This is a genomic window from Mesorhizobium sp. WSM4312 (assembly GCF_002294875.1).
In the GTDB taxonomy this organism is placed as follows: Bacteria; Pseudomonadota; Alphaproteobacteria; order Rhizobiales; family Rhizobiaceae; genus Mesorhizobium.
This window is the reverse complement of sequence record NZ_NSFU01000011.1, coordinates 246,622-266,657: the sequence shown is the minus strand read 5'-3', so window position 1 is coordinate 266,657 and position 20,036 is coordinate 246,622. Positions and strand designations below refer to the sequence as shown.

At 64.5% G+C, this 20,036-nt stretch carries 15 protein-coding genes; 12 read left to right on the top strand and 3 right to left on the bottom strand.

Features of this window, described 5'->3' with window-relative positions:
• Positions 1 to 115: 115 nt before the first annotated feature.
• Positions 116 to 1,381, top strand: a complete 1,266-nt coding sequence (gene rho, locus CK228_RS20610; protein WP_095775599.1) for a transcription termination factor Rho — start codon at positions 116 to 118, stop codon at positions 1,379 to 1,381.
• A 151-nt stretch (positions 1,382 to 1,532) separates the two neighbouring features.
• On the opposite strand, the gene CK228_RS20605 is transcribed toward rho, so the two are convergent.
• Positions 1,533 to 3,548: a thioredoxin domain-containing protein gene (locus tag CK228_RS20605; protein WP_095789053.1), complete on the bottom strand. Its 2,016-nt coding sequence runs from the start codon at positions 3,546 to 3,548 to the stop codon at positions 1,533 to 1,535.
• A gap of 59 nt (positions 3,549 to 3,607) precedes the next feature.
• Here CK228_RS20605 and mnmE point away from each other — a divergent pair, with 59 nt between their 5' ends.
• The 6 genes from mnmE (at position 3,608) to CK228_RS20575 (ending at position 11,157) form a co-directional block, all read left to right on the top strand.
• Positions 3,608 to 4,939 carry a tRNA uridine-5-carboxymethylaminomethyl(34) synthesis GTPase MnmE gene (mnmE, locus tag CK228_RS20600; RefSeq protein ID WP_095789020.1) on the top strand — a complete coding sequence of 444 codons (1,332 nt, stop codon included), beginning with the start codon at positions 3,608 to 3,610 and terminating at the stop codon, positions 4,937 to 4,939.
• Between the two features lie 737 nt (positions 4,940 to 5,676).
• Positions 5,677 to 7,548, top strand: coding sequence for a tRNA uridine-5-carboxymethylaminomethyl(34) synthesis enzyme MnmG (mnmG, locus tag CK228_RS20595; RefSeq protein ID WP_095789019.1), 1,872 nt, complete (start codon positions 5,677 to 5,679; stop codon positions 7,546 to 7,548).
• Entirely contained in the window at positions 7,545 to 8,177 is a 633-nt protein-coding gene (gene rsmG / locus CK228_RS20590) for a 16S rRNA (guanine(527)-N(7))-methyltransferase RsmG (protein WP_095789018.1), read from the top strand. The genes mnmG and rsmG overlap by 4 nt, the downstream gene beginning before the upstream one ends.
• Positions 8,178 to 8,232: 55 nt before the next feature.
• Positions 8,233 to 9,030: a ParA family protein gene (locus tag CK228_RS20585; RefSeq protein WP_019862172.1), complete on the top strand. Its 798-nt coding sequence runs from the start codon at positions 8,233 to 8,235 to the stop codon at positions 9,028 to 9,030.
• Between the two features lie 81 nt (positions 9,031 to 9,111).
• Positions 9,112 to 9,999, top strand: a complete 888-nt coding sequence (locus CK228_RS20580; protein ID WP_095789017.1) for a ParB/RepB/Spo0J family partition protein — start codon at positions 9,112 to 9,114, stop codon at positions 9,997 to 9,999.
• Positions 10,000 to 10,533: 534 nt separating this feature from the next.
• Positions 10,534 to 11,157 carry a DUF1326 domain-containing protein gene (locus CK228_RS20575; RefSeq protein WP_095789016.1) on the top strand — a complete coding sequence of 208 codons (624 nt, stop codon included), beginning with the start codon at positions 10,534 to 10,536 and terminating at the stop codon, positions 11,155 to 11,157.
• A 171-nt stretch (positions 11,158 to 11,328) separates the two neighbouring features.
• Here the strand turns inward: CK228_RS20575 and holA are convergent, their stop codons facing one another.
• Positions 11,329 to 12,372, bottom strand: a complete 1,044-nt coding sequence (holA, locus tag CK228_RS20570; RefSeq protein WP_095789015.1) for a DNA polymerase III subunit delta — start codon at positions 12,370 to 12,372, stop codon at positions 11,329 to 11,331.
• Positions 12,373 to 12,739: 367 nt separating this feature from the next.
• Here holA and CK228_RS20565 point away from each other — a divergent pair, with 367 nt between their 5' ends.
• The 4 genes from CK228_RS20565 to lpdA all read left to right on the top strand — a co-directional run bounded on the left by CK228_RS20565 (position 12,740) and on the right by lpdA (position 17,806).
• Positions 12,740 to 13,972, top strand: a complete 1,233-nt coding sequence (locus CK228_RS20565; RefSeq protein ID WP_095789014.1) for a 3-methyl-2-oxobutanoate dehydrogenase (2-methylpropanoyl-transferring) subunit alpha — start codon at positions 12,740 to 12,742, stop codon at positions 13,970 to 13,972.
• Positions 13,973 to 13,975: 3 nt separating this feature from the next.
• Positions 13,976 to 14,989: an alpha-ketoacid dehydrogenase subunit beta gene (locus CK228_RS20560; protein ID WP_095789013.1), complete on the top strand. Its 1,014-nt coding sequence runs from the start codon at positions 13,976 to 13,978 to the stop codon at positions 14,987 to 14,989.
• Position 14,990: 1 nt separating this feature from the next.
• The gene (locus CK228_RS20555; RefSeq protein WP_095789012.1) at positions 14,991 to 16,322 is read left to right on the top strand and encodes a dihydrolipoamide acetyltransferase family protein; all 1,332 of its coding nucleotides are present in this window, start codon (positions 14,991 to 14,993) and stop codon (positions 16,320 to 16,322) included.
• Between the two features lie 89 nt (positions 16,323 to 16,411).
• A complete protein-coding gene (gene lpdA, locus CK228_RS20550; protein WP_095789052.1) occupies positions 16,412 to 17,806 on the top strand; it encodes a dihydrolipoyl dehydrogenase in 1,395 nt (464 codons plus the stop codon).
• A gap of 256 nt (positions 17,807 to 18,062) precedes the next feature.
• Here the strand turns inward: lpdA and CK228_RS20545 are convergent, their stop codons facing one another.
• Entirely contained in the window at positions 18,063 to 19,166 is a 1,104-nt protein-coding gene (locus tag CK228_RS20545) for a saccharopine dehydrogenase family protein (RefSeq protein ID WP_095789011.1), read from the bottom strand.
• A gap of 127 nt (positions 19,167 to 19,293) precedes the next feature.
• On the opposite strand from CK228_RS20545, the gene CK228_RS20540 reads away from it, so the two are divergent.
• On the top strand, positions 19,294 to 19,722 hold the full coding sequence (locus tag CK228_RS20540; RefSeq protein ID WP_095789010.1) for an Lrp/AsnC family transcriptional regulator: 429 nt from the start codon (positions 19,294 to 19,296) through the stop codon (positions 19,720 to 19,722).
• Positions 19,723 to 20,036 lie beyond the last annotated feature (314 nt).

Genomic DNA, 20,036 nt, shown 5'->3' with positions numbered 1-20,036 from the left:
ATAAAAGACGGGTCTTCCTTCCCGTCATGCGCCGCCCCTCATTATTTTCGGCCGCGCCCGGCATTTGTCGCATCCCGCCGATATTTTTCTCCCAAAGCGCACCCAGAGTCCGTCTATGCAAGAAATGAAACTTACCGAATTCAAGAACAAGAAGCCGCCAGAGCTGATCGCTTATGCCGAATCGCTCGAGGTCGAGAACGCCAGCGTCATGCGCAAGCAGGAGCTGATGTTCGCGATCTTGAAGAAGCTGGCCGCACAGGATATCGAGATCATCGGCGACGGTGTGGTCGAAGTCCTGCAGGATGGCTTCGGCTTCCTGCGCTCTGCCAATGCCAACTACCTGCCAGGTCCCGACGACATCTACATCTCGCCGTCGCAGATCCGGCGCTTTTCGCTGAAGACCGGCGATACGGTCGAAGGGCCGATCCGCAGCCCGAAGGAAGGCGAGCGCTATTTCGCGCTGCTCAAGGTCAATACCATCAATTTCGACGACCCCGAAAAGATCCGTCACAAGATCCATTTCGACAATCTGACGCCGCTCTATCCGACCAAGCGGCTGAAGATGGAGATCGACAATTCGACCAGCAAGGACATCTCGGCGCGCGTGATCGACCTGGTCGCGCCGATCGGCAAGGGACAGCGCGCGTTGATCAACGCGCAGCCGCGGACCGGCAAGACGGTTCTCATGCAGAACATTGCCCACTCGATCACCGCCAACCACCCGGAATGCTATCTGATCGTGCTTTTGATCGACGAGCGGCCGGAGGAAGTGACAGACATGCAGCGCTCGGTGAAGGGCGAGGTGATCTCCTCGACCTTCGACGAACCGGCGGTGCGCCACGTCCAGGTTGCCGAGATGGTCATCGAGAAGGCCAAGCGGCTGGTCGAGCATGGCCGTGACGTCGTCATCCTGCTCGATTCCATCACCCGCCTCGGCCGTGCCTACAACACCGTCGTGCCGTCATCCGGCAAGGTGCTGACCGGCGGTGTCGACGCCAACGCGCTGCAGCGGCCGAAGCGCTTCTTCGGCGCCGCCCGCAACATCGAGGAAGGTGGCTCGCTGACCATCATCGCGACCGCGCTGATCGACACCGGCAGCCGCATGGACGAAGTCATCTTCGAGGAGTTCAAGGGCACCGGCAACTGCGAAATCCAGCTCGACCGCAAGGTCGCCGACAAGCGCATCTATCCGGCGATGGACATCTTGAAGTCCGGTACCCGCAAGGAAGACCTGCTGGTGCCGCGCGCGGACTTGCAGAAGATCTTCGTGCTGCGCCGCATCCTGGCGCCGATGGGAACGACCGATGCGATCGAGTTCCTCATCGACAAGCTGAAGCAGACCAAGACCAATGCGGATTTCTTCGATTCTATGAATACGTAAGGGCTTACCCTCCCCCTTGTGGGGAGGGTTCGATCCGCGCACCGGAGCGGGGCGGGGGTCAGCACTGAGGCTGGCGTTACACCCCCCGTCTCCCGATCTACGCTTCGCCACGATCGCGAGCCGACCCTCCCCACAAGGGGGAGGTGAGGAGCTATCGCCGCAACAGCCGCTCCAGCTCTCCAGCATCCGTCACCACCGGCAAACACACCTGCCCGGTACACAGCCAGGCCCCGGCTTTGTCGGCCGGCGGCAGAATCCCGCCGGGCAGCAAGGGTCGATTCGTTTCCGAACCAATCGCGGCAATGATGTCGACGCGGCGCGGGTCGGGGCACCGATTCGCAACCGGAACGAGCTTTGGGTCCTCTGGACTGTCGACGATGACCAGTTTCAAAGGTTCGATGGCAAGCGCGCAGGCATTGACGATGCCGGCCTGGCCATAGGCCTGGTGCGCGGCGCGGCCGGCCGCATGTTCGGCGATTTTCCAGGCTTTTTCGCCGAGATCGAGATCGCCGGTAACGGAGGCGAGCCGCACAAGTGCCGCGATGATCTGGCTGGTGGCCGAGGAAATGGCCTCGTCGACATCGCCCCTGATGCGGATCGGCACGTCGGTGCTGTCCGAAGCCGTCAGATAATAACCTGTACCGGTGTCGTCGGCATGCCAATGGTCGAGCTGTTCGATGAACTGCTTCGCCTGGTCGATGTAGCTCCAATCGCCGGACGCCTCGAACAGCGAGATCGCCGCATTGGCCATGGCGGCGTAATCGCTCGACAAGGCGGGAAACAGTTTTTTGGCACCAAGCATGGAATGCGGCAAGCGGCCGTCGCGGCTGGCGCCGCAGATGTGGGCAAACGCCTTGGCCGCTGCCTCGATCCAGTCGGGCCGGCCCAGCGAGCGACCGGCCTCGGCGAGTGCCGCGATCATCAGGCCGTTCCAGTCGGTGAGGGTCTTGGCATCGAGGCCTGGCCTGACGCGCTCCTCCCGCACCGCGAGAAGCCTGGCTTTGAGCGGCATGAGTTTTTCGCGGTCGGCCACGTTTTGGGCTTGCTGGCCACGGGTTTGATGGACGACCGGCTTGCCTTCCCAGCCATGCGGGGCAGATAGCGTGAAGTATTTGAAAAACAAGGCTGAATCGCTACCAAGGACGGCTTCGATCTCTTGCCGGTTCCAGGTGTAGAACAGCCCTTCCTCGCCTTCGCTGTCGGCGTCGAGGCTGGCTGCGAAGGCGCCGCCGGTGACGCGCATTTCGCGCAGCAGCCAGTCGACCGTCTCTTCGATTCGTATCCGGAACAAATGATTGCCGCTTGTCGAAAAGGCCCAGTTGCAGAAGCGGATCAGTTCGGCATTGTCGTAGAGCATCTTCTCGAAATGCGGCACCAGCCATTCCGCATCGGTTGAGTAGCGGCTGAGCCCACCGCCAATATGATCGTAAATGCCGCCGCCCAGCATCCGTTCCAGGCTGACCAGCAGGTCGTCACGATGCGCGGCGTTGCCATCGCGCAGCCAGGACAGCCACAGCGTCAGCATGAATGGCGCGTTGGGGAATTTCGGCGCGCCACGCAGGCCGCCAAGGTCGCGGTCGATCATGCCGTCGATGCGGCCGGCGAGGTCGGTGAGCGTGCCGCGGTCGAGGCTCTGCCTGGCATGCGTGCCGGAGAGCCGCGCCTCGACATGGGAGGTCAGTCCGTCGGCGCTCTGGTGCAGGCTGTCGCGCTTCTCGCGCCAGGCCTTGTCGACCGCTTCCATGACCTGGATGAAGCCCGGGCGGCCATAGCGCGCCTCGCGCGGAAAATAGGTGCCGCCCCAGAATGGCTTGCCGTCCGGCGTCAGGAACATGGTCAGCGGCCAGCCGCCTTGCTCGCCCATCGAGGAGAGCGCGGCCATGTAGATCTGGTCGATGTCGGGTCGCTCCTCGCGGTCGACCTTGATATTGACGAACAGACGGTTCATGACGGCGGCGACGCCGTCATTCTCGAAGCTTTCATGCGCCATGACATGGCACCAGTGGCAGGCGGCATAGCCGACGGAGAGCAGGATCGGGCGATCGAGCGTCCTTGCTTCTTGGAGCGATGCCGGCGACCAGGCCCGCCAATGGACGGGATTGCCGCTGTGCTGCTGCAGATAGGGGCTGGCCTCTTCGGCAAGCAGGTTTTGCGCGGGCAATGTCACGATGGGCAACTCGGGTTGTTTGAAGGCGCGAGGCTAGGGCGGTTCAACAGAGCGGGCAAATGATTTCAAGCGATTCGATCGTTGCGCTGTCGAGCGGCCGGCTTCCGGCCGGCGTCGCCGTGCTGCGCATTTCCGGTCCGCAGACTCGATTCGTGGTCGAAACGATCGCCGGCGGCATGGTTAAGGATCGGGCGGCGGTCCTGCGCAGGTTCAAGGCGCCGGATGGAGCCGTGCTGGACAGCGGGTTGGTCATCTTCTTTCCCGGTCCGACCAGCTTTACCGGGGAGGATGTCGCCGAATTCCATGTCCATGGCGGGCGCGCCGTGGTGGCCAGGATGCTGGAGACGATCGCCGGCTTTGAGGGCGTCAGGCACGCCGAACCGGGCGAATTCACCCGCCGGGCCTTCCTCAATGGCAAGTTCGACCTCGTCGAAACCGAAGCACTGGCGGATCTGGTCAGTGCCGAAACGGAGGCGCAGCGACGCTTTGCGGTCCAGAATGCCGAGGGTGTCCAGAGCGAGCTCTATATGAGTTGGCGACGCCGGCTGATCCACGCGCGGGCGATGATCGAGGCGGAGATCGACTTTGCCGATGAGGAGGACGTGCCGGGATCCGTTTCGGATACGGTTTGGTCGGATGTCCGGGCGATGATCGGCGAAATCGATCGCCACATCGCCGGATTTCATGCGGCCGAAATCATCCGCGACGGCTTCGAGGTGGTGATTCTCGGCGCGCCGAATGCCGGCAAGTCGAGTCTGTTCAACGCCTTGGCGCGGCGCGATGCAGCTATTGTAACGGATGAGCCCGGCACGACCCGCGACCTGCTCGAGGTGACGCTGGACCTCGGCGGCCTGCGCGTCAAGCTGACGGATACGGCCGGCTTGCGCGAGGCGCCGGGCAAGGTCGAGGCGATCGGCATCGAGAAGGCGCGAGCCAAGGCCGACCGCGCCGATCTCTTGCTGCTGCTGGAGGACGCCTTGTCACCCAAGGTCGTCGGCCAGGTTCCGACCACGGCGCCTCTGTTGCATGTCGGCACCAAGGTCGACCTGTTGGAGGAACAGGCGGCCGGGGACGCGGCCGGCAGATACGACTTTGTCATTTCGGTCGTGAATGGGACTGGAGTGGAGGCGCTGCTCGCCGAAATCGGCCGTCGCGCGGCGGTCGCGGCGGGTGATGTCGGCGACATTCTGCCGTCGCGGTTGCGCCATGTCGAACTGCTTGGTGAAGCGAATCGGCATCTGCTTCGCGCTGCTGCCGAGGGTGCCGCAGGCCAGGAACTGCGCGCCGAAGAGCTGCGGCTGGCGGCGGACAGCCTGGGCCGAATCGTCGGCGCGATCGATGTCGAGGATATGCTCGACGTGATCTTCTCGCAGTTCTGCATCGGCAAATGACTCACGTGAAACAATCACTTGGGTTGATGTGAGCTGGATCTCTGCGATTACGGATACTGGTGCGACTGGCGAAGACATCAACCGCTTCGTCACCTATGGCGGAGCAAGGAGCGAAGCGACGCGGCGCAGACCCCTGGAGCTGCTCCGCAGCCCAAGGGATCCATGCCGGGACTCTGAAGCATCACTAACGGTGCAGAATTCTGCGCCGCTGCAGCCTACATCTAAGGTCACGGAATGGATCCTCGGATCTCCGCGACGGATCTCCGCTCCTGCCTCGCCCGTGGATGACGAAAGGGGGACGCTTCGCACTCCCGACCATGACTCACGTGAAACAATTGGCTGGTTGAACACGCGGGACTTTCTGCGGTGGGTGATGCGTTTGCGGAAGCTCTTGTCGCTTCGTCATCCTATGGCGGAGCAAGGAGCGAAGCGACGCGGCGCAGACCCCTGGAGCTGCTCCGCAGCCCAAGGGATCCATGCCGGGACTCTGACGCGCCGCAACGGTGCAGAATTCTGCGCCGCTGCACCCTTCGACCTCGGTCACGGAATGGATCCTCGGGTCTCCGCGACGGAGCTTCGCTCCTGCTCCGCCCGTGGATGACGAAGTTGGGGACGCTTCACATCGCCGGACGTGCCATTCACCCTGTTTCACGTGAAACTTGCCGCGAAGTTTTCTTGACAGCTTGGTGCTGCGGGGACATGTGTCCCTCAATCTCTTTTTGAGTCCAGGATTTGAAATGACCGATCACTATGATGTGGTTGTGGTGGGTGGCGGCCATGCCGGGTGCGAGGCGGCCAGTGCTGCCGCGCGCGCCGGCGCGAAAACCGCGCTGGTGACGCTGCTCTTCGATACGATCGGCGTGATGTCGTGCAATCCCGCAATCGGCGGGCTCGGAAAAGGCCATCTGGTCCGCGAAATCGACGCCATGGACGGGCTGATGGGTCGGGTGGCGGATGCGGCCGGCATCCAGTTCCGTCTGCTCAACCGCCGCAAGGGTCCGGCGGTGCGCGGGCCGCGCACGCAGGCCGACAGGAAGCTCTATCGCCTTGCCATGCAGGAAGCGATTCGGCAGCAGAACGATCTCGACGTGGTCGAGGGCGAGGTGCTGGATTTCGAAATCAACGAAGGGCGGATCGCCGCTGTCCTGCTGGCCGACGGCCGCAGGCTTGCGTGCGGCGCCGTGGTCCTGACGACGGGCACCTTCCTGCGCGGCCTCATTCATATTGGCGAGAAGAAGATCGTCGCCGGCCGCATGAACGAGCAGGCGAGCCTTGGTCTGTCGGGGACGATGGACCGTGCCGGTTTCAAGCTCGGCCGGCTGAAGACCGGTACGCCGCCACGGCTCGACGGAAAGACCATCGACTGGGCGTCTCTGGAAAGCCAGGCGGCGGACGAGGATCCCGTGCCGTTCTCGCTGATGACCGACCGTATCACCACAGCGCAGATCGAGTGCGGCATCACCCGCACGACGCCGGCCACGCATGGACTGATCCGCGCCAATCTCGGCCGCTCCGCCATGTATTCCGGGTCGATCGAAGGCGTCGGGCCGCGTTATTGCCCGTCGATCGAGGACAAGATCGTCAAGTTCGGTGACCGCGACGGCCACCAGATCTTTCTGGAGCCGGAAGGGCTCGACGACGACACCGTCTATCCCAATGGGATCTCGACCTCGCTGCCGCAGGATGTGCAGCTCGACATCCTCAAGACAATTCCCGGGCTCGAGCATGCGACCATGCTGCAGCCCGGCTATGCCATCGAGTATGATCACGTCGATCCGCGCGAGCTGCATCAGACGCTGGAGACGAAACGTGTCGCCGGCCTCTTTCTCGCCGGGCAGATCAACGGCACGACCGGGTATGAGGAGGCCGCCGGGCAGGGCCTGCTCGCTGGCCTCAACGCTGCGCGGCGGGCGTCCGGCGGCGAGCAGATCGTGCTCAGCCGCACCGAAGCCTATATCGGCGTGATGGTCGACGATCTGACCAGCCGCGGCATCAGCGAACCCTACCGCATGTTCACCTCGCGGGCAGAATTCCGGCTGTCATTGCGCGCCGACAATGCCGATGAACGGCTGACGCCTGTCGCCGAGAGACTGGGGATCGCCTCGGCGCATCGCATGCAGCGCTATGGCGATGTCATCCAGCGGCTCGATGCGGCGCGCGAACTGGCCAGATCGGTGGCGATGACCCCCAACGAGGCGGCGCGGCATGGGTTGGAGATCAACCGGGACGGGGTGCGCCGGTCCGGTTATGAGCTGCTGGCCTATCCCGACGTCGATGTCGCCTGGCTGGCCAGGATCGAGCCTCGGTTCGCGGCGATCGACGCCAGGACCGCCGAGCGTCTCGAAACGGAAGCGAAATATTCGGTCTATCTCGACCGGCAGAAGAGTGATGTCGCTCAGATCCGCCACGAAGAGAACCGGCTGATCCCGGAGACGGTCGATTTCACCGGCGTACCGGGCCTGTCCAATGAGTTGAAGCAGAAGATGCAGGCGCGGCGGCCGCGGTCCATCGCCGACGCGCAGCGCATGGAGGGCATGACGCCGGCGGCGCTGGCGATCATTGTAGCGCATGTCCGCCACTACGAGAGTGCGCAGGGAGACGTTGCGTGAGCTCTTTCTCCCTAGAGAGCCTGCAGGACGCGGCCGGCCCGGTTTCACGTGAAACATTCGATCGGCTTGTGGCTTTCGAAGCCATGTTCCAGAAATGGAACCGCAGCATCAATCTGGTCGCGCAGTCGACCGCGGGCGATGTCTGGCAGCGCCACATCCTCGACAGCGCGCAGCTGGCACGCATAGAACCCAATGCCACGCATTGGGTCGATATCGGTTCGGGCGGCGGATTTCCCGGCCTGGTCATGGCTTTCCTGCTCGCCGAGCGCGACGGGGCCAGCATCGATCTGGTGGAGAGCAACCGCAAGAAGGCGTCGTTCCTGCAGACCGTCATCGGCCAATTCAACCTGCCGGCGCGGGTTGTCGCGCGGCGGATCGAGGACAGCCATGCGCTTGTTTCGCAACCACAAATCGTCACGGCACGGGCTCTGGCCTCGCTTTCGGTCCTGCTCGACCTGTCGGCGCCGTGGCTGACATCAGGCGCGCAGGGCCTGTTCCATAAAGGCCGGGATTATCGCGCCGAAGTGCAAGAAAGCGTTAACCGATGGGCCTTCGATCTGGTAGAACATGCCAGTGTGACGGACCCCCATGGCGTCATCCTGGAATTGTCTAACCTGCGACCTGTCTGATCTTCGACTTGTCGGGCTATTTGGCGACCCAAAAATGAATTTCTGGCATAAACCCATGAAGAACGGCCCCCGAATCATCACCGTAGCCAACCAGAAAGGCGGGGTCGGCAAGACCACCACCGCCATCAACCTGGCCACCGCTCTGGCCGCGATCGGCGAAAAGGTGCTGATCGTCGACCTCGACCCACAAGGCAATGCCAGCACCGGCCTCGGCATCGACCGCAAGGACCGGACGGTCTCGTCCTACGACGTGCTGACCGGCGAGCTGGAGCTGGAAGCCGCGGCCATTCCAACCGCCGTGCCCGGCCTGTCGATCGTGCCGTCGACGCTCGACCTGCTCGGCATCGAGATGGAGATCGCCTCGGCGCCCGATCGGGTGCTGCGGCTGCGCAACGCGTTGCGTGCCGCTTCGGCGCGGTCGGCCGGCTTCGGCTACGTGCTGATCGACTGCCCACCTTCGCTCAATCTGCTGACGCTCAATTCGATGGCGGCGGCCGATTCGGTGCTGGTGCCGCTGCAATGCGAGTTCTTCGCGCTCGAAGGCTTGAGCCAATTGCTGGAAACCGTCGAGCAGGTGCGGCGGTCGATCAATCCGGACCTCACCATCCAGGGCATCGTGCTGACCATGTATGACGGCCGCAACAATCTCGCCAACCAGGTGGTGCAGGATGTCCGCCAGCATATGGGCGACAAGGTCTACGAGACCATTATCCCGCGCAATGTGCGGGTATCGGAGGCGCCATCCTATGGCAAGCCGGCGATCCTTTACGATTTGAAGTGCTCGGGCAGCCAGGCCTATCTGCAGCTGGCCTCGGAAGTGATCCGCCGCGAGCGCAAATTGCGCGCCGCTTGATTGGATCGAATGCAGAATTAACGGCCGATTCGATACCGAAACGATCTCAAGACATTTATCCTAAATAGACCTGGAATAGATATGAGCGAAGACCTTTCGAGGAAAAGACTGGGCCGTGGACTGGCGGCACTGATCGGCGAGATCGATCGTCCGGCGGCTCCGGAAAAGCCCGGCATGAGCGCCGACGGCAAGGTGCCGATCGAGTTTCTCAGCCCCAACCCGAAGAATCCGCGCCGGCACTTTGGCGACGCCGAACTGACCGACCTCGCCCAGTCGATCCGCGAACATGGCGTGGTGCAGCCGGTGGTGGCGCGGCCGTCGCCGACGCAGGCGGGCCGCTACGAGATCATCGCCGGCGAGCGGCGCTGGCGGGCGGCGCAGCGGGCCGGGCTGACCGAGATCCCGGTCATCATCCGCGAGGTCAACGACCGCACCGCGCTCGAGCTGGCGATCATCGAGAACGTCCAGCGCACCGACCTCAATGCCGTCGAGGAAGCGCTGGGCTACCAGCAGCTGATCGACGAGCACGGCTACACCCAGGCCGATCTCGGCAATGTCATCGGCAAGAGCCGCAGCCATGTCGCCAACACGCTCCGGCTGCTGAAGCTGCCGGATGTCATCCGCGACATGCTGGTCGACGGCGCGCTGTCGGCCGGCCATGCCCGCACGCTGGTGACGGCGGAGGATCCGGCCGGCCTTGCCAAGCGCATCGTCGAGGAAGGGCTTTCCGTGCGCCAGGCCGAAGCGCTGGCGCAGATGCCGGCCGGCCCCACGCCGGCCAAGCCGAAGCAGCCGCAAGCCGCGCCGGAAAAGGATACCGACACGCTGGCCCTGGAAAAGCTGATGACCGACACGCTCGGCATGATCGTGGCCATCGATCACAAGGGCAAGGGCGGCGAGCTGCGGGTGTCCTACCGCTCGCTGGAGCAACTGGACGAGCTGTGCCGGAGATTGAAGCAGGAGCGGTAGTTAGCCGGCGGATGACATCAAGCGGAAGCTTGATTTAACGCAGAAAAAGGGGGCTGGCTGTTGGGTCAGCCCTTTCGTTTTGCCAGGGCTGGCGACACGAGCTGATGGGGGGCGATGCTGGCGGCGGCGGTAGGCGATTGGCCGATCTCCCCCCTTGTGGGGGAGATGGCTGGCAAGCCAGAGGGGGGCGCTGGCTCGCCGACATCTCAATGGATAGTGATGCAGCTTCAGGTAAGTCTCTCGGCCAGTCGAAGCTGGCCGAGGCAGCGCTCTACGGCGCCCCCCTCTGCCCTACCGGGCATCTCCCCCACGAGGGGGGAGATTGCAGCGTTGCCGATTTCGCCAATCGCCAGCCCTGGTGCCCGCGGCTTGACAGTGCCAGGCAACGGCGCAATTAATATTAGATATGGCTTAAATTAATTGCCCTAGCGTGCCGGTCGCGGCGAGGGCTGTTTGCCATTCCAGCAATAGTCGTGAAATGGCATCGCCTCGCCAGAATGATATGCCGACGCGCCTGACGCATGGGAGGTGCAAATGGCAGTCCGTTGGCAATTGTCCGGAAGTTACTTCGAAAATTGCAGCTGCGATGTCGTGTGTCCTTGCCTGCTGTCCACCAAGGCGCAGCTGACATCGAGGCCGACGAAAGGCGTTTGCGACGTCGGCCTGGTCTTTCACATCGATACGGGCAATTACGGCGACGTTCGATTGGACGGGCTCAGTGTCGCATTGGTCGCTCACACGCCGGGTCCGATGGCAGACGGCAATTGGACGGCCGCCGCCTATATCGACGAACGGGCCGATGACGGGCAGACAGAGGCGCTGGGGGCCATCTTCACTGGCGCCGCGGGTGGCCCGATGGCGGTGTTGGCACCCTTGATCGGCACGAACCTCGGCGCCAAGAAGGTGCCGATAGACTACCGGATAGACGGCAAGAAGCGGTCGGCGGCGATTGCCGGCGTCATGCAGATGGCGGTCGAACCGCTGCCGACGATGCGCGAGGACGGGCAGATGTGGGCGGCCACCGGCCATCCCGTCAATCCCGACTGGCTCGGCATGGCGATGGGGGCGCAAGGCAGCACGTTCAGCGACCATGGCATGAGCTGGGACAATTCCGGCCAAAACGGACATTACGCCCCGATCAATTGGTCCGGCCAGTAGCCGCAGGCGCCGCCGACCTTCCAACCGCTGGGCGCCATGACAATGGATTGACTTATGGGCAGCGCCCGGCGCCGAAAAGGCGAAGATCGACTCTTTGTTTTGACGCAATTGCCAAGGGAAGGTGCTACGCGCTTCCCCGGGAAAACCGCTCACACTCTTCCTGGAATTGCTCTAACGCTGCCCCAGCCTGGCGCTTTCCACCGCAATGCCGAGCAGCGCCTGGCGCGCCAGTGCCTCGGACAGATCGGGCCGTTTGCGGGTCTGCAGCACCGCAGTCTGCAACCGGGTCAGTGCGCGGCTCAGCGCATCGCTGCTCCAGCGCTCCAGCACCTTCTCCACCAGCTTGCGCCGCGAAAAGAAAACCGGCGGGCGCGCGCCGGCGACGACCGACGCGGCATTGCGTCCGCCAGAGTCCATCTGCCCGCGCATGATTTGAATCTGCTGCAACTGGCGCATCGCCGAGGACAGCACCAGGAAGGGCGGGCCGCCCGACTGGCAGTGGCGGGTGAAGGCGGTGTCGAAGTCGCCGATCTTGCCTTCGAGCAGCGCGTCGACGGCATCGTCGAACGAGGCGCCTGACACGTCGCCCGACATCGCCCTGATATCCTCCAGGCCGATCTCCTTCTGGCCGTGGGCGTAGAGGATGAGCTTTTCGATCTCGCCGCGCGAAGCGAGCCTGTCGCCGCCGAGATTGCGGCGCAGCGCCTGTCTCGCCTCCAGCGTCATCGACATGCCGGCCTTGCGCAATTCATCGTCGATGACCGTGTCGATGTCGCGCGCCTCATCGGCGTAGCAAGGCAGCGCCATGGCGTTGTCCGCAGCTTCGACCACGGCGCGCAGGCCGACGCCCTTCTTGAGATCGCCGGCCTCGATGAGGATGATGGCATCGCGCGCGGGTTCCGCCGTCAGCGCCTTGACGTCCTCGGCCAGCGCCTTCTGGCCGGTGGCATTGCGCACCCAAAGCAGCCGGCGGTCGGAGAACATCGGCACGGTGCGGGCCTCGTCGAGCAGCCGGCCCTCATCGCGGTCGACCTCCGAACCCTCGAGCCGGACCACGGAAAAGGGATCGTCGAGCGGCAGGCCGGTCTTTTCGGCAAAGGCCTTTGCACGCTCGGAGACGAGGCCGCGATCGGGGCCGTAGAGCAGGACGATGGACATGCGCGCGTCAGGCCGCGCGAGCCAGGAATCGACCTCGAAAGCTTTCTTCTGTGCCATGGGGGGTGGTTAGCATGGCACGAGGGCGAGGTGAACGACTTCGATAGACGGGAGGGGAGAAACGCGGATTTGGAAGCCAGGATCGACCCCCACTCCGTCGAGCTTCGCTCGACACCTCTCCCCCGATCGACGGGGGAGAGGAAAGGCGCGGCGCCAATCGCCTTATCTGACGACAAGCCCGGCCCAAGCTTGCGCCAAATTGCGCGCCGCCGTGAAACATCGACAAGAAATTTCGCGGACATATCTTCATCTTGGCGCAGGGAGGCTGGATCGGCCGGCGCGGCCGGTCCGACGACCTTCGGCGAATTCGCACTGGACGCGCGGATGTGCAAATATCGGCGCCAGGCAACATTGGAGGACGAAGGTCATGGCCGATGCTGGGATGTTGCGTTTCCACGTTCCGGAGCCGGAAGTGCGGCCGGGCGGCACGCCTGATTTCTCCAACGTGACCATCGCAGCCGCCGGCTCGGTGCCGCGCCCCGACATCGATGTCGATCCGCGCACCATCCGCGACATGGCCTTCTCCATCATCCGCGTGCTGAACCGCGACGGCAAAGCCGTCGGCCCGTGGGCAGGGCTGCTCTCCAATGAGGAGCTGCTGGAAGGCCTGCGCCACATGATGACGCTCAGGACCTTCGACGCGCGCATGCAGATGGCGCAGCGCCAGGGCAAGACCTCCTTCTACATGCAGCATCTGGGCGAAGAGGCGGTGAGCTGCGCCTTCCGCAAGGCACTCGCGCCGGGCGACATGAATTTTCCGACCTATCGGCAGGCCGGCCTGCTCATCGCCGACGGCTATCCGATGGTCACGATGATGAACCAGATCTATTCCAACGAGGCCGACCCGCTGAAGGGCCGGCAGCTGCCGATCATGTATTCGTCGAAGGAGCACGGCTTCTTCTCCATCTCCGGCAATCTGGCGACGCAGTATATCCAGGCGGTCGGCTGGGCGATGGCCTCGGCGATTTCGAACGATTCGAAGATCGCGGCGGGCTGGATCGGCGACGGCTCGACGGCGGAATCGGATTTCCACGCGGCGCTGGTGTTCGCCTCCACCTACAAGGCGCCGGTCGTGCTCAATGTCGTCAACAACCAGTGGGCGATCTCGACCTTTCAAGGCATAGCGCGCGGCGGCTCCGGCACCTTCGCGGCGCGCGGTCTCGGCTTCGGCATCCCGTCGCTTCGGGTCGACGGCAACGACTATCTCGCCGTCCATGCGGTGGCCAAATGGGCGGCCGAACGCGCGCGCAAGAACCTCGGACCGACGCTGGTCGAATATGTCACCTACCGCGCCGGCGCCCATTCGAGCTCGGACGATCCCTCGGCCTACCGGCCGAAGACCGAATCCGACGCCTGGCCGCTCGGCGATCCGATCGTGCGGCTGAAGAACCATCTGATCGGGCTCGGCGTCTGGTCGGACGAGCGGCACGCGCAGGCCGAGGCGGAAATCCTCGACACGGTGATCGCGGCGCAGAAGGAGGCGGAAAGCCACGGCACGCTGCATGCCGGCGGCAAGCCGTCGACGCGCGACATGTTCGAGGGGCTCTACGCCGAGATGCCGCCGCATCTCAGGCGCCAGCGCCAGCAGGCGGGAGTCTGAGCCATGCCAAGACGGACCATGATCGAGGCCATTCGCGACGCCATGGACGTGTCGATGGAGCGCGACCAACGCGTCGTCGTGTACGGCGAGGATGTCGGCTTCTTCGGCGGTGTCTTCCGCTGCACGCAAGGCCTGCAGGCCAAATACGGCAAGAGCCGCTGCTTCGACGCGCCGATCAACGAATCCGGCATTGTCGGCTCGGCCATCGGCATGGCCGCCTACGGGCTGAAGCCCTGCGTGGAAATTCAGTTTGCCGACTACATGTATCCGGCTTACGACCAGCTGACCCAGGAAGCGGCACGGCTGCGCTACCGCTCGAACGGCGATTTCACCTGCCCGATCGTGGTCCGCATGCCGACCGGCGGCGGCATTTTTGGCGGCCAGACGCACAGCCAGTCCCCGGAAGCGCTGTTCACGCACGTCTCCGGCTTGAAGACGGTGGTGCCGTCCAACCCGCATGATGCCAAAGGGCTGCTGATCGCGGCGATCGAGGATCCCGATCCGGTGATCTTCCTCGAGCCGAAGCGGCTCTACAACGGCCCCTTCGACGGCCATCACGACCGCCCGGTGACGCCCTGGTCCAAGCATGAGCTCGGCGAGGTCGCCGACGGGCACTACACCGTGCCGCTCGGCAAGGCGGCGATCCGCAGGGCCGGCTCGGCGGTCACCGTGCTCGCCTACGGCACCATGGTCTATGTCGCCCAAGCCGCGGCCGAAGAGACCGGTATCGATGCCGAGATCATCGACCTGAGGACGCTCTTGCCGCTCGACCTCGACACCATCGTCGCTTCGGTGAAGAAGACCGGGCGCTGCGTCATCGTGCACGAGGCGACGCTGACCTCCGGCTTCGGCGCCGAACTGTCGGCGCTGGTTCAAGAGAGCTGCTTCTACCATCTGGAGGCGCCGGTGGCGCGGGTCGCCGGCTGGGACACGCCCTATCCGCACGCGCAGGAATGGGACTATTTCCCTGGTCCCGCCAGGGTCGGCCGCGCGCTCATCGAAACCATGGAGGCCTGACATGGGCGAGCACATCATCAAGCTGCCCGATGTCGGCGAAGGCGTCGCCGAGGCCGAACTCGTCGAATGGCACGTCAAGGTCGGCGACATGGTGCGCGAGGACACCGTGCTGGCCGCCGTCATGACCGACAAGGCGACGGTCGAGATCCCGTCGCCCGTCGATGGCGAGATCCTGTGGCTGGGCGCCGAGATCGGCGACACCGTGGCGATCGGCTCCCCTATTGTGCGGCTGAAGGTGGCGGGCGAGGGCAATGCAAAGCCGCAGGGCGATGCCAAGGCCGAGGCGGTGGCCGCCGAGCCGCCGGCGAAGCTTCCAACGCCGAAGCCGGAGACCGCCGCGCCGATCGCAAAGGCCTCGCCAAAGGCCGACGCCCCGGAGGCGAGACCTGCTCCGGCCGTTGCGAAAAACACCGGGCAGAGGTCCGTCTCCGGCGCGCCGCGCCCGGAGGGTGAAAAGCCTTTGGCATCGCCGGCGGTGCGGCTGCGCGCGAAGGAGGCGGGCATCGATCTGAGGCAGGTCGCGGGAAGCGGCCCGGCCGGCCGCATCGGCCATGACGACATCGAGGCGTTCCTGGCGCGCGGGCCGCAGGTCGCCAAGGCATCGGGCCTGGCGCGCAACGATTCGGTCGAGGATATCAAGGTGTTGGGCTTGCGGCGCAAGATCGCCGAGAAGATGACGCTGTCCAAGTCGCGCATCCCGCACATCACCTATGTCGAGGAGATCGACGTCACGGCGCTCGAGGATTTGCGCGCCGCGCTCAACAAGGAAAAGCGCGCGGCCAAGGGTGCTGGAGAGAGGCCGAAGCTGACGCTGCTGCCGTTCCTGATGCGGGCGATGGTCAAGGCGATCGCGGACCAGCCCCAGCTGAATTCGCTGTTCGACGACGAGGCCGGCATCATCCACCAGCATGGCGGCGTCCATATCGGCATCGCCGCACAGACGCCGTCCGGGCTGGTGGTGCCTGTCGTCAAGCATGCCGAGGCGCGCGACATCTGGGATTGCGGCGTCGAGGTCAACAGGCTGGCCGAGGCGGCCAAGTCCGGCACGGCGACGCGCGACGAGCTGTCCGGCTCGACCATCACCATCACTTCGCTCGGCGCCATGGGCGGCATCGCGACGACGCCGGTCATCAACCATCCGGAAGTGGCCATCATCGGCGTCAACAAGATGATGGTGCGGCCCATGTGGGACGGCACGCAGTTCATCCCGCGCAAGATGATGAACCTGTCGTCCAGCTTCGACCACCGGGTCATCGACGGCTGGGATGCCGCGGTGTTCGTGCAGCGCATCAAGACGCTGCTGGAAACGCCGGCGCTGATCTTTGTGGATTGAGGGGCGGGACAATTGAGATGCCGCGGGACAGAAGGATCTCGACAGACTGTTATTTCCGATCCAGCGCGACAACCACTTAGGATGCGATGATGAAAGAAATCTCCTGCAAGCTGCTGGTCATCGGCGCCGGTCCGGGCGGTTATGTCTGCGCCATCCGTGCCGGCCAGCTCGGCGTCGATACGGTCATCGTCGAGGTTGGCAAGCCCGGCGGCACCTGCCTCAATGTCGGCTGCATTCCGTCCAAGGCGCTGATCCATGCGGCGGAGGAGTTCGACAAGGTCTCGCACATGGCCGGCGGCAAGAGCCCGCTCGGCATTTCGCTATCGGCGCCCGTGCTCGATCTTGGCAAAACCGTTGCCTGGAAGGACGGCATCGTCAGCCGGCTCAACAGCGGCGTCGCCGGCCTGCTGAAGAAGGCCGGGGTGAAGACCGTGCATGGCTGGGCGACGTTCCGCGACGGCAAGACCGTCGAGGTCGAGACCGAGACGGGAAGCCAGGTGATCCGGGCTGAGACGATCGTCATCGCCACCGGCTCGGCGCCGGTCGAGCTGCCGTTCCTTCCCTTTGGCGGGTCCGTAATATCGTCGACGGACGCGCTGGCGTTGAGTGCGGTGCCCAAGAAGCTAGCGGTGGTCGGCGGCGGCTATATCGGGCTGGAGCTTGGCATGGCCTTCGCAAAGCTGGGTGCCGACGTGACCGTGGTCGAGGCCTTGCCGCGCGTGCTGGCTCAATATGACGCCGAGCTGACCCGGCCTGTCGTGAAGCGGCTCGCGGCGCTTGGCATCGAAGTCATGGCCGGGGCCAAGGCCAAGGGGCTGTCGACCAAGGGCGATGCGCTGCTGGTCGAAACGGCGGACGGCAAGAATGCAAAAGTTTCCGCCGACAAGATCCTGGTGACGGTCGGCCGCAAGCCGGTGACCGAAGGCTGGGGCCTCGACCAGATCGACCTCGATAGGTCAGGCAAATTCATCCGGATCGACGATCAGTGCCGCACCTCGATGCGCGGCATCTTCGCCATCGGCGACGTCACCGGCGAGCCGATGCTGGCGCACCGGGCGATGGCGCAGGGCGAAATGGTCGCCGAGATCGTCGCCGGCCACAAGCGCAGCTGGGACAAGCGCGCGATCCCCGCGGTGTGCTTCACCGATCCGGAGCTGGTCACTGTCGGGCTGTCGCCCGAGGAAGCCAAGGCCCAGGGCGAGATCAAGGTCGGGCTGTTCCCGTTCGCCGCCAACGGACGGGCGATGACGAAGCTCGGCGAGGATGGTTTCGTCCGCGTCGTAGCCCGCGCCGACAACCATCTGGTGCTCGGCATCCAGGCGGTCGGGCAGGGCGTGTCGGAACTGGCGGCGGCGTTCGGCCTGGCGCTGGAGATGGGGTCGCGGCTGGAGGACATCGCCGGCACCATCCATGCGCATCCGACGCAAGGCGAGGGGTTCCAGGAAGCGGCGCTCAAGGCGCTCGGGCACGCGCTGCATATCTGAGGGGCGGTTCTTCCTTGTTCCTCTCCCTCAGGAGGGGGGAGAGGTGGCGCTGCGAAGCAGCGACGGAGTGGGGGAAGCCGCTCGTCAATCGCGCCGCCGCTGGTAAGTCACCGCGCGGCTTCAGTCAGAACTAATCATCGGCCGGACTTGAAATCACAACGACCAAGCCGGGTCGACCCCCACTCCGTCGAGCTTCGCTCGACACCTCTCCCCTGATCGACGGGAGAGAGGAAAGGCGCGAACCTATCCAGGCTCCTCACCCCGCCAGCCGGCTCACCATCTCATGCTGGGCATAGGCCCGGCCGAAGCGGTTGGCCAGAAAAGCATCCAGCGCGATGTCTTCCTGCTTGACGAAGCCGGTCGCCGGCAGGCTGCCGTCGGCCAGCATGTCGAGCACGGCACAGATGCCGGACGCGGTGGTGATCTGGATGGCGCTGCGCAGCTGGGTGCCGACGCGCTGCGAATAGATCTTGTTGGCGTAGGTTTCCTGCAGCAGGCGGCCGTTGCGGCGACCGGAGACGGTGACGAAGACGATGACGACGTCCTGCAGCGTCGCCGGCAGCGCGCTTTCAAAAATGTCCTTCAGCACGTCGCGGCGGTGGCGCAGGCCGAGATCGTTGAGCAGCGCCTTCATGATGGCGGCGTGGCCGGGATAGCGGATGGTGCGGTAGTTCAGCGTGCGCACCTTGCCCTTCAGCGTCTCGGCCAAGGTGCCGAGCCCGCCCGACGTGTTGAACGCCTCGTAGGTGACGCCGTCGAGCGAGAATTCCTCGCGCTCTTCGAGCGGCGGCACTTCGATCAGCTCGCCCTCGACGATCGCCTCGCAGGGCTCGCAATATTCGTTGATGACGCCGTCGGTGCTCCAGGTCAGGTTGTAGTTCAGCGCATTGGACGGGTATTGCGGCAGCGCGCCGACGCGCATGCGCACGCTTTCCAGCGTGTCGAAGCGGCTGGCCAGATCATTGGCGACGATCGAGATGAAGCCCGGCGCCAGGCCGCATTGCGGGATGAAGGCGCTCTTGCCCGAACGCGCCAGTTCCTTGACGCGGCGGGTCGAGACAACATCCTCGGTGAGGTCGAGGTAATGCACGCCCGCACTTGCCGCCGCCTCGGCGATGCGCGTGGTGAGATGGAAGGGGGCGGCGCTCAGCACCGCGAACTTGCCGGCGAGTGCGGCTTCCAGGGCGCCGGCCGCGGCGATATCGAGTTCGAGCGTCTCGACGCCGGCGGGGACTTCGGCCGCGGCGAGCTGCGCCGCCGAGCGGTCGACGAGGGTGACGCGGTAGTCGCCGGTCGCGGCGAGCATCCCGGCGATGGTCGAGCCGATCTTGCCGGCGCCGACGATAACGATGTTGTTCATGGTCAAATACCCCTGCCAGTCTTGATTTACTTGGCGGGAATCATCGCAGCTTGCTTGTCGAAAGGAAGCGTGAAATCTGGCAGAATGAACCCTATCTTAAGCCGATCCGCCGAAGGAGATCGTCGAAATGCTCAGTGAAGCCGAACAGGCGCTGCTTTCCCTGCTGCGTTCCAACGCACGCGCCTCGACCGCCGAACTGGCGCGGCGGCTCGGCGTGTCGCGCACCACGGTGCAGAGCCGGATCGAGCGGCTGGAACAGCGCGGCATCATATCAGGCTACGGCGTCAAGCTTTCACCGGATTATGAGCAGGGATTGGTGCGGGCGCATGTTCTGCTCACCGTGACGCCCAAGCTCGCCGACAAGGTGGTGCGCGCGCTGCAGGCGCTGGCGCCGGTCAGGACGCTGCATTCGGTGAGCGGCAATTTCGACATGATCGTCATCGTCGACGCGCCGTCGATCCGCGACCTCGACGCGCTGCTCGACCAGATCGGCGCCATGGACGGTGTCGAGCGGACTTCGTCATCGATTATTTTGTCAACGAGGATTGATCGGTGAGTGGGCCTCTCAAGGCTTGGGTTCCTCGCCCCCGCCAGAGGCGCTACGGCACACATTTCCAAGCGGCTGGTCTTTGGCGATAGCGTGCAGGGCAGCTTGGCGCATGCGTTCTCTTATGCGGCGCTGGTCGACCCCCACTCCGTCTCGGCTTCGCCGAGCCACTGCCGGGGCGAGCCACGGGTCTCGCCCGTCCTTCGGACCCCCCGATCGACAGGGTAGAGGAAAGGCGCCAAGCTTTTTGCCGTCAACGCTCGTCCGGCAAAGCTCCCTTCCTTTCCCTCCGGAGGGGGGAAAGGTGGCGCTGCGAAGCAGCG